The sequence below is a fragment of the Pseudomonas sp. 34 E 7 genome (assembly GCF_900005715.1).
GTDB classification, from domain to species: domain Bacteria; phylum Pseudomonadota; class Gammaproteobacteria; order Pseudomonadales; family Pseudomonadaceae; genus Aquipseudomonas; species Aquipseudomonas orientalis_A.
Genome location: NZ_CVTX01000172.1, coordinates 51,471 through 58,431 on the forward strand (window position 1 = coordinate 51,471; position 6,961 = coordinate 58,431).

A 6,961-nucleotide genomic window follows, 5' to 3' on the forward strand; every position below is an offset into this window, starting at 1 on the left:
ATGAAAACCTTGCGCATCGGCGCCGGCGCCGGCTACTCCGGTGACCGTATCGAACCCGCCGTGGAACTGGCCGAACAGGGCGACCTGGATTACCTGGTGTTCGAATGCCTGGCCGAACGCACCATTGCCCTGGCGCAACAGGCGCGTATCAGCGATCCGGCAGGCGGCTACGACCCCTTGTTGAGTGAGCGCATGCAGCGGGTGCTGCCCTTCGTCGGGCGGCAACCGGGCCGCCGTCGTCTGCGCGTGATCACCAACATGGGCGCGGCCAACCCGGTGTCGGCCGCCGCCGAAGTGCGGCGCATTGCCGGTGAACTGGGGGTGAACCTCAAGGTGGTGGCCGTGGTGGGCGACGACGTGTTGCAGGCGTTGCGGCCCGAGCAGTGGCTGGACAACGGCCAGACCGTGGGCGCACTGGGTGAACGGCTGGTTTCGGCGAATGCCTACCTGGGCGTGGAGGGCATCCTTGAGGCCCTGCGCGCTGACGCCGATGTAGTGATTACGGGGCGTGTGGCCGACCCGTCATTGTTTCTCGCGCCGCAGATGTTTGAATTCGGCTGGGCCGCCGACGATTGGCAGCGCCTGGGCAGGGGCACCCTGGTCGGGCATTTGCTCGAGTGTGCGGGGCAGGTCAGCGGTGGTTATTTCGCCGACCCAGGCCGCAAGGATGTGGATGACCTGGCACGCCTGGGCTTTCCATTGGCCGAGGTCGACGCCGACGGACATGCCTTGATCACCAAGGTGGCGGGCTCCGGTGGACAGGTCAGCCGCGCCACCTGCAGCGAGCAATTGATCTACGAAGTGCACGACCCGCAAGCGTATCTGACCCCGGATGTCACGGCCGACTTTTCACGGGTGGGCTTTGTCGAGGAGGGCATTGATCGGGTGCGTGCCCAGGGTGCCGACGGTCGTGCCCGGCCTGAACAGCTGAAGGTCAGCGTCGGTTATCTGGACGGCTGGATCGGTGAGGGGCAGATGTCCTACGGCGGTCCGGGCGCTGTCGCACGGGCGCAATTGGCGCGGGATGTAGTGCTCAAGCGTCTGGAGCTGACCGGCGTGAAGATGCAGGACGTACGCGCCGAGTTGATCGGCATGGACTCATTGCACGGGCCGCGCAGCCACGTTGAGCCCTGGGAGGTGCGCCTGCGCGTCGCTGCTCGTTGTGAGGATCGCGGTGACGCCGTGCGCGTCGGTAACGAAGTGGAAACCCTCTACACCAACGGCCCGGCCGGCGGTGGGGGAGCGAGCAAGAGCGTGCGCCAGGTGGTGGCGGTGGCGTCGTTGTTATTGCCCCGTGGCGACGTCAAACCGAGGATTGAAGGATGAAACTGCACACGCTGGCCCATTCCCGCACCGGGGACAAGGGCGACACGTCGAACATCTCGATCATTGCCTATCGCGCCGAAGACTATCCGTGGCTGTGCGAACAACTGACGGCCGAGCGCGTGGCCGAGTTCTTTGCCGATTTGCTGGAGCCCGGCGCTGCGCCGGTCCGGCGTTATGAACTGCCCAATGTGCAGGCGCTGAATTTTGTGTTGCCGGGCATCCTGCGCGGCGGCGTGACCCGCTCGCTGGCGCTGGATGCCCATGGCAAATGTCTTGGGTCGGCGTTGCTGGACCTGGAGTTGCCAACAGCGAACTGAATGTGGGAGGGGCTTGCCCTAATGCCAGTCAGTTAGCGCAGATTCCCTGTGGGAGGGGGCTTGCCCCCGATAGCGGTGGGTCAACCAACATCAGTGTTTGCTGGGCCGACGTCATCGGGGGCAAGCCCCCTCCCACAATGGATCTGCGCAGGTTTGTCAGATCGCGGCGAAGCGCTTGTCCAGGTAATCAATGATCACCTTTGAGTCATACATCCAGGTAGTCTGGCCGTTGTCTTCGATGCGCAGACACGGCACCTTGATCTTGCCGCCTTGCTCCAGCAGAGTCTGGCGATCCTGCGCATTGTTTTTCGCGTCCTTGAGCGCCACCGGCACATTCAGGCGATGCAGGGTACGACGGGTCTTCACACAGAACGGGCAGGCATGGAACTGATACAGGGTCAGGCCTTTGGCCGCTTCATTCACCTGCGCCTGTTGTTCGGCGGGCCGCTGCTTTTTGCGCGGACGGGTCAGGAAGTCGCCGGCGATGATGATCTGGCCGAGGCCTACTCGAAGTGCTTTGACGAACATGGCTGAAAGCCTCTTGCCCATGGAGAAGGGGTCGCAGCTTACCTGAATTTTACGGACGAAAAAAAACCGGCGATGAACGCCGGCTTTTTGCTGCACAGCCGTTTACTTGATCAGGCTGAGAAATTCGCTGCGGGTGGCCGCGTTTTCACGGAACTCACCGAGCATCACCGATGTAATCATCGACGAGTTCTGTTTTTCCACACCGCGCATCATCATGCACATGTGCTTGGCCTCGATCACCACCGCTACGCCGAGGGCGCCGGTCACTTCCAGCACCGCATCGGCGATCTGGCGGCTGAGGTTTTCCTGGATCTGCAGGCGACGCGCATACATATCGACGATCCGCGCGACCTTCGACAGGCCCAGCACTTTGCCGCTCGGGATGTACGCCACGTGGGCCTTGCCAATAAACGGCAGCAGGTGGTGTTCGCACAGCGAGTACAACTCGATGTCCTTGACCAGCACCATTTCGCTGTTGTCGGAGCTGAACAAGGCGCCATTGGTGACTTCTTCGAGCGTCTGTTCATAACCGCGGCAGAGGTACTGCATTGCCTTGGCGGCACGCTTTGGCGTGTCGAGCAGACCCTCGCGGGAGACGTCCTCGCCGAGTTGGCCGAGAATCGCGGTGTAGTTTTGTTCCAATGTCACAGGACTGTTTCCGTATGGGTTTCAGAGCGGTACGGTGTATGCCTGTACCAATATGAAGCGTTATTACCGCGCGGATATCGCAGTGTGCGCTGGTGATTGGCGCACATAGTAGCGTAGGTACGGCGACAGGTGTATTCCCGCACGAAGCCGATGTTAAAGTCGGCCTCCAGTGAGGAGTATGTGATGACGCCACGGGAACGAAGTATCGCAGAGCGTGCCGTTGGCTTCGCCAAGGCGAATCGCACACGAATTGCCAGGGATTTGGCCTGCTTGACTCGCTATCCCGGTGAAGAATATCCCGTCTCGGTTTTTATGGCGGGTTCTCCTGGCGCCGGTAAGACTGAGGTCTCGAAGTCCTTTGTCAATCTGATGGAGGCGCATGGGGCCAAAACGCTTCGTATCGACCCTGACGACTTCAGGGATTATTTTCCTGAGTATAACGGTGCGAATTAGAGCCTGTTTCAGCGCGGCGTAACCATTATGGTGGAGCGGGCCATCGACCTCGTTTATCAGCAGCGACAGTCATTTCTTCTGGATGGGACTCTCGCGAATCTCGACGTTGCGCGAAAAAACATCCAGCGTGCGCTCGGCAAGAAACACCGCTCAGTGCAAATCATGTATGTGTATCAAAAGCCGGAGCTGGCATGGGAATTTGTGCTTGCACGGGAAGCCGTTGAAGGCAGGAACATCCCTTGCGTGGAATTCGTTCGCCAGTTCTATGCATCCAAGGCGACGGTGTGCCAATTGAAGCGCGAGTTTCTGGAAAAAATCCAGGTCGATGTGATTCTCAAGAATACTGATGGGAACGACGCCGAGATTGGCATCGACCTTTCAACTGACGAAATTGACGAACTGGTCAGGCAGCCCTACCATCCTGAACAACTTGAGCAAATATTGACCGGAGTAGCCTCATGAAAGGCGAAATTACGGACGCAATAGAAAAATATCCTTCCACAACCATGTCCGACTTTTTCCGAAGCTGTTCGGTAGAGGAGAGGCGGGCGGTCTATCGAAGCGCAGCCAATACTGCAATCACGATGCAAAAAGCCGTCATCTCACTGGCAAGAGAGAAAAAAGCTAGGGAGTTCGCCGGCGAATAAAAGCCCCGTCCTCCTGATTGACAGCCCAGCCTGAGTGCTGGGCTTTTTATTGGTTACTCGTCGCGCCCCTCCATCATGGTGCGCTTGAGCATCACATACACCGCGCCGGCCCCGCCGTGGCGGGCCTGGCAGGAGGTAAAGCCGAGCACCTGGGTGTGCTGACGCAGCCAGGTATTGACGTGGCTCTTGATCATCGGCCGCTTGCCGTCCAGCCGCACGGCCTTGCCGTGGGTGACTCGCACGCAGCGGATTTCGAACTTGGTGGCTTCGGCGAGGAAGGCCCATAGGGTTTCCCGCGCTTTTTCCACGGTCATGCCGTGCAGGTCGAGGCTGCCCTCGAACGGGATCTGGCCGGCCTTGAGCTTGCGCATCTGGCTTTCCTGCACCCCATCGCGGGCCCACATCAATTCATCTTCGGGGCCGACGTCGATCACGAACTGATCCGACAAGCCATCCACGGTGGTGGCATCGGTGCGCACGGTGGCGGCCTGGCGCAGCTTGGCGATTTGCGCCCGGTCAGCCTTGGGTTTGCCGGTGTCGGCGCGGTCGTGCTTGATCGGCTTGACGCCGCGCAGCTCGTTCTTGAACAGGGAAAAGTCGTCGTCTTGCATGTCAGCCTCCGCGAAGGGCGGGCAGTTTACCTAAATCGCGGCGGCTGCGGCGCGTCGAATACTATCCAAGCGCCATTAGTCGTGCTTTTTCATCAGGTGCGAGGCGATATTCAACGACAACGGCTGGCGCATTTTCCGACGGCTGCGGCGCCACAGCCATACCCCCAACCACAGCACCAACAGGCCGATCCCCAGCAGGATCGCTGAACCGCCAGGGCTGGCATTCAGCTCGCCGAGTGCCGGCGAATGCCCAAACAGACCGGCGCCACCAGCGCCAGCCAACAGCAGACCTACGATCGCCAGCAGCGCGGCAATGCCCGCCACCAGGCGCAGACGCCAATTGCTCGGGCCCTTGGGGCGCAAGCGACGAGCATCAAAACCATCGGATATCTTCATTCCGACCTTTCCTCCAGGGTATCGGCCCTTCGACCGGAAGATACACAGGTTGTTCCTGTGCCCGGGGCAAATGCGCGAAATGAGCAGGCCTTGCGGATGAGCGGGGCAATGAACATGGGCACACCGCTCATCACAGAGACGATCAGATCAGATCTTTGGTCAACGCCAGGGTCGCGAAGTTGTCGGCCATGATGGCCATTTCGGTTTGCTGCACATGTTCGGCACTGAGCACGCCACCTTTGCAGGGCAAGTCGCGTGTCGCGCAGGCATCTTCCACCAGGGTGCAGCGAAAGCCGAGGTTCTTGGCGGCACGTACCGTGGTGCTGACGCTTGAATGACTCATGAATCCGCAGACGATCAGGTCCAGCGAACCCAGGTCCTGCAGGTGTTTCTCCAGGCCGGTGCCGTGAAAGGCGCTGGGCAGCAGCTTGCCGATAATGGTTTCGTCGCCTTCAGGCTCAAGGCCAGGGATGAATTCGCCGCGCTCGCCTTGCGGATCGAACAGGCCGCCGACGGTGCCCAGGTGGCGCACATGCACGATCGGGCGTCCGGCGTTGCGCGCAGCGGTCACCAGTTGCTTGATGTTGCCGACCGCCGCGTCCATGCCCGAGAGGGCGAGTGGGCCGCTGAGGTATTCCTTCTGGGCGTCGATGATCACGAGGGTCGCATGGGCAAGGTTGGCAGCTGCGTAACCACGACCGCTGATTTGAAACATCGTCTTTGGAACGGACATTCTGGGGCTCCTGTCAGGGGGGCTTTTGCGCCATTGTCCACTGGCTGAGCGGTTCTGTGAATCGCTACCCGCGTAAGGTACGCCGTTGCTGGCGTGCAGCCATGTCAAGGGGGTGGCTTGTTTAAGTCATTAGGGGGGATTTGGATGAAATCCGACATGCGGCAGCGGTATTTCGTACATCGTCGGTACAGATGAACGCTGTTAGAATCGCCAGTCGTTTTTTCCAGGAGTCTGCCCCGTGATCACTTCCCGCCTGCGCACTTTGCGCGACCATATCCGTTGGGCTGTCAGCCGTTTCCATGGGGAAGACCTGTTTTTTGGCCACGGCACCGACAATGCCTGGGACGAAGCCCGGCAACTGGTGCTCGGCGCCCTGCATCTGCCATGGGAAATTGCTGACAGCTACCTGGACTGCAATTTGGAAGAAGAGGAAATTTCCCATGTGCAGCGTTTGCTGCATCGGCGCATCCATGACCGCGTGCCCACGGCCTACTTGCTCAAGGAGGCCTGGTTCTGCGGCATGTCGTTTATCGTTGACGAGCGCGTGCTGATTCCGCGCTCACCGATTGGCGAGTTGATCGAAAACCGCTTCGAACCCTGGCTGGCCCAGCCGCCGGCGCGCATTCTCGACTTGTGCACCGGCTCCGGTTGCATCGGCATCGCCTGTGCCTACGAATTCCCCGAGGCCGAGGTGGTGCTGGGTGACTTGTCCTTCGAAGCCCTCGAAGTGGCCAACCAGAACATCGAGCGCCACGGCGTCGATGAGCGCGTCTATACCGTGCAGGGCGACGGCTTTGACGGGCTGCCGGGTCAGCGCTTCGATCTGATTGTGTCCAATCCGCCGTATGTGGACGCCGAAGACTTCGCCGATATGCCGGATGAATACCAGCACGAACCTGAGCTGGGCCTGGCTTGCGGTGACGACGGCTTGAACCTGGTACGGCGGATGCTGGCCCAAGCGGCGGACCACCTGGCCGAGAAGGGTTTGCTGATCGTTGAAGTGGGCAACAGCCAAGTGCATGTTGAAGCGCTGTACCCGGAAGTGGATTTCGCCTGGCTGGACTTCCAGCGGGGTGGACATGGGGTGTTCATGCTCACGGCTGAGCAGTGCCGCCAGCATCAGGCAATCTTCGCCGCCCGCGTTTAACTCGGTCAATGTGGGAGGGGGCTTGCCTCCGATGGCGGCCTCAGGGCCGACCAGGATGTTGGTGTCGATCCTGGCCCAACTGTGGGAGGGGGCTTGCTCCCGATGGCGGCCTCAGAGCCGACCAGGATTTTGTGTCGATCCTGGCCCAACTGTGG

At 60.5% G+C, this 6,961-nt stretch carries 9 protein-coding genes and 1 pseudogene; 5 read left to right on the top strand and 5 right to left on the bottom strand.

All coding sequences use genetic code 11. The features are described 5' to 3' along the window. Complete coding sequence (locus tag BFP96_RS23555) at positions 1 to 1,326, top strand: acyclic terpene utilization AtuA family protein (protein ID WP_065898426.1); 1,326 nt, start codon at positions 1 to 3, stop codon at positions 1,324 to 1,326. Continuing rightward, positions 1,323 to 1,643: an AtuA-related protein gene (locus BFP96_RS23560; RefSeq protein WP_065894010.1), complete on the top strand. Its 321-nt coding sequence runs from the start codon at positions 1,323 to 1,325 to the stop codon at positions 1,641 to 1,643. Before BFP96_RS23555 ends, BFP96_RS23560 begins: the two co-directional genes overlap by 4 nt. Before the next feature lie 156 nt (positions 1,644 to 1,799). Here the strand turns inward: BFP96_RS23560 and BFP96_RS23565 are convergent, their stop codons facing one another. Together BFP96_RS23565 and folE are read right to left on the bottom strand one after the other, a co-directional pair. Then, the gene (locus BFP96_RS23565) at positions 1,800 to 2,171 is read right to left on the bottom strand and encodes a glutathione S-transferase N-terminal domain-containing protein (RefSeq protein WP_065894011.1); all 372 of its coding nucleotides are present in this window, start codon (positions 2,169 to 2,171) and stop codon (positions 1,800 to 1,802) included. A 102-nt stretch (positions 2,172 to 2,273) separates the two neighbouring features. Next, entirely contained in the window at positions 2,274 to 2,819 is a 546-nt protein-coding gene (gene folE, locus BFP96_RS23570; RefSeq protein ID WP_065887958.1) for a GTP cyclohydrolase I FolE, read from the bottom strand. 183 nt (positions 2,820 to 3,002) lie between these two features. Between folE and BFP96_RS23575 the strand changes: the two are divergent. Then, positions 3,003 to 3,734 (top strand): annotated as a pseudogene (locus BFP96_RS23575) (zeta toxin family protein). Further along, positions 3,731 to 3,919 (top strand): hypothetical protein, encoded by a 189-nt coding sequence (locus tag BFP96_RS23580; protein WP_065887959.1) that lies wholly within the window; start codon positions 3,731 to 3,733, stop codon positions 3,917 to 3,919. The pseudogene BFP96_RS23575 and the gene BFP96_RS23580 overlap by 4 nt, the downstream one beginning before the upstream one ends. A gap of 53 nt (positions 3,920 to 3,972) precedes the next feature. On the opposite strand, the gene BFP96_RS23585 is transcribed toward BFP96_RS23580, so the two are convergent. From BFP96_RS23585 to BFP96_RS23595, 3 genes are all read right to left on the bottom strand, one after another. Next, positions 3,973 to 4,530: a Smr/MutS family protein gene (locus BFP96_RS23585; protein ID WP_057721413.1), complete on the bottom strand. Its 558-nt coding sequence runs from the start codon at positions 4,528 to 4,530 to the stop codon at positions 3,973 to 3,975. Between the two features lie 75 nt (positions 4,531 to 4,605). Then, entirely contained in the window at positions 4,606 to 4,926 is a 321-nt protein-coding gene (locus BFP96_RS23590; RefSeq protein ID WP_065887960.1) for a hypothetical protein, read from the bottom strand. 142 nt (positions 4,927 to 5,068) lie between these two features. Further along, positions 5,069 to 5,659, bottom strand: a complete 591-nt coding sequence (locus BFP96_RS23595; protein WP_065894014.1) for a cysteine hydrolase family protein — start codon at positions 5,657 to 5,659, stop codon at positions 5,069 to 5,071. A 238-nt stretch (positions 5,660 to 5,897) separates the two neighbouring features. Here BFP96_RS23595 and prmB point away from each other — a divergent pair, with 238 nt between their 5' ends. Then, complete coding sequence (gene prmB, locus BFP96_RS23600) at positions 5,898 to 6,806, top strand: 50S ribosomal protein L3 N(5)-glutamine methyltransferase (protein WP_065894015.1); 909 nt, start codon at positions 5,898 to 5,900, stop codon at positions 6,804 to 6,806. The last annotated feature ends 155 nt before the right edge of the window (positions 6,807 to 6,961 follow it).

Bases quoted from the DNA above. Each gene is read 5' to 3' on its own strand.
- BFP96_RS23560 (WP_065894010.1), top strand. From the start codon at position 1,323: ATGAAACTGCACACGCTGGCCCATTCCCGCACCGGGGACAAGGGCGAC.
- BFP96_RS23565 (WP_065894011.1), bottom strand. From the start codon at position 2,171: ATGTTCGTCAAAGCACTTCGAGTAGGCCTCGGCCAGATCATCATCGCC.
- BFP96_RS23585 (WP_057721413.1), bottom strand. From the start codon at position 4,530: ATGCAAGACGACGACTTTTCCCTGTTCAAGAACGAGCTGCGCGGCGTC.
- BFP96_RS23595 (WP_065894014.1), bottom strand. From the start codon at position 5,659: ATGTCCGTTCCAAAGACGATGTTTCAAATCAGCGGTCGTGGTTACGCA.
- BFP96_RS23555 (WP_065898426.1), top strand. From the start codon at position 1: ATGAAAACCTTGCGCATCGGCGCCGGCGCCGGCTACTCCGGTGACCGT.
- BFP96_RS23580 (WP_065887959.1), top strand. From the start codon at position 3,731: ATGAAAGGCGAAATTACGGACGCAATAGAAAAATATCCTTCCACAACC.
- BFP96_RS23590 (WP_065887960.1), bottom strand. From the start codon at position 4,926: ATGAAGATATCCGATGGTTTTGATGCTCGTCGCTTGCGCCCCAAGGGC.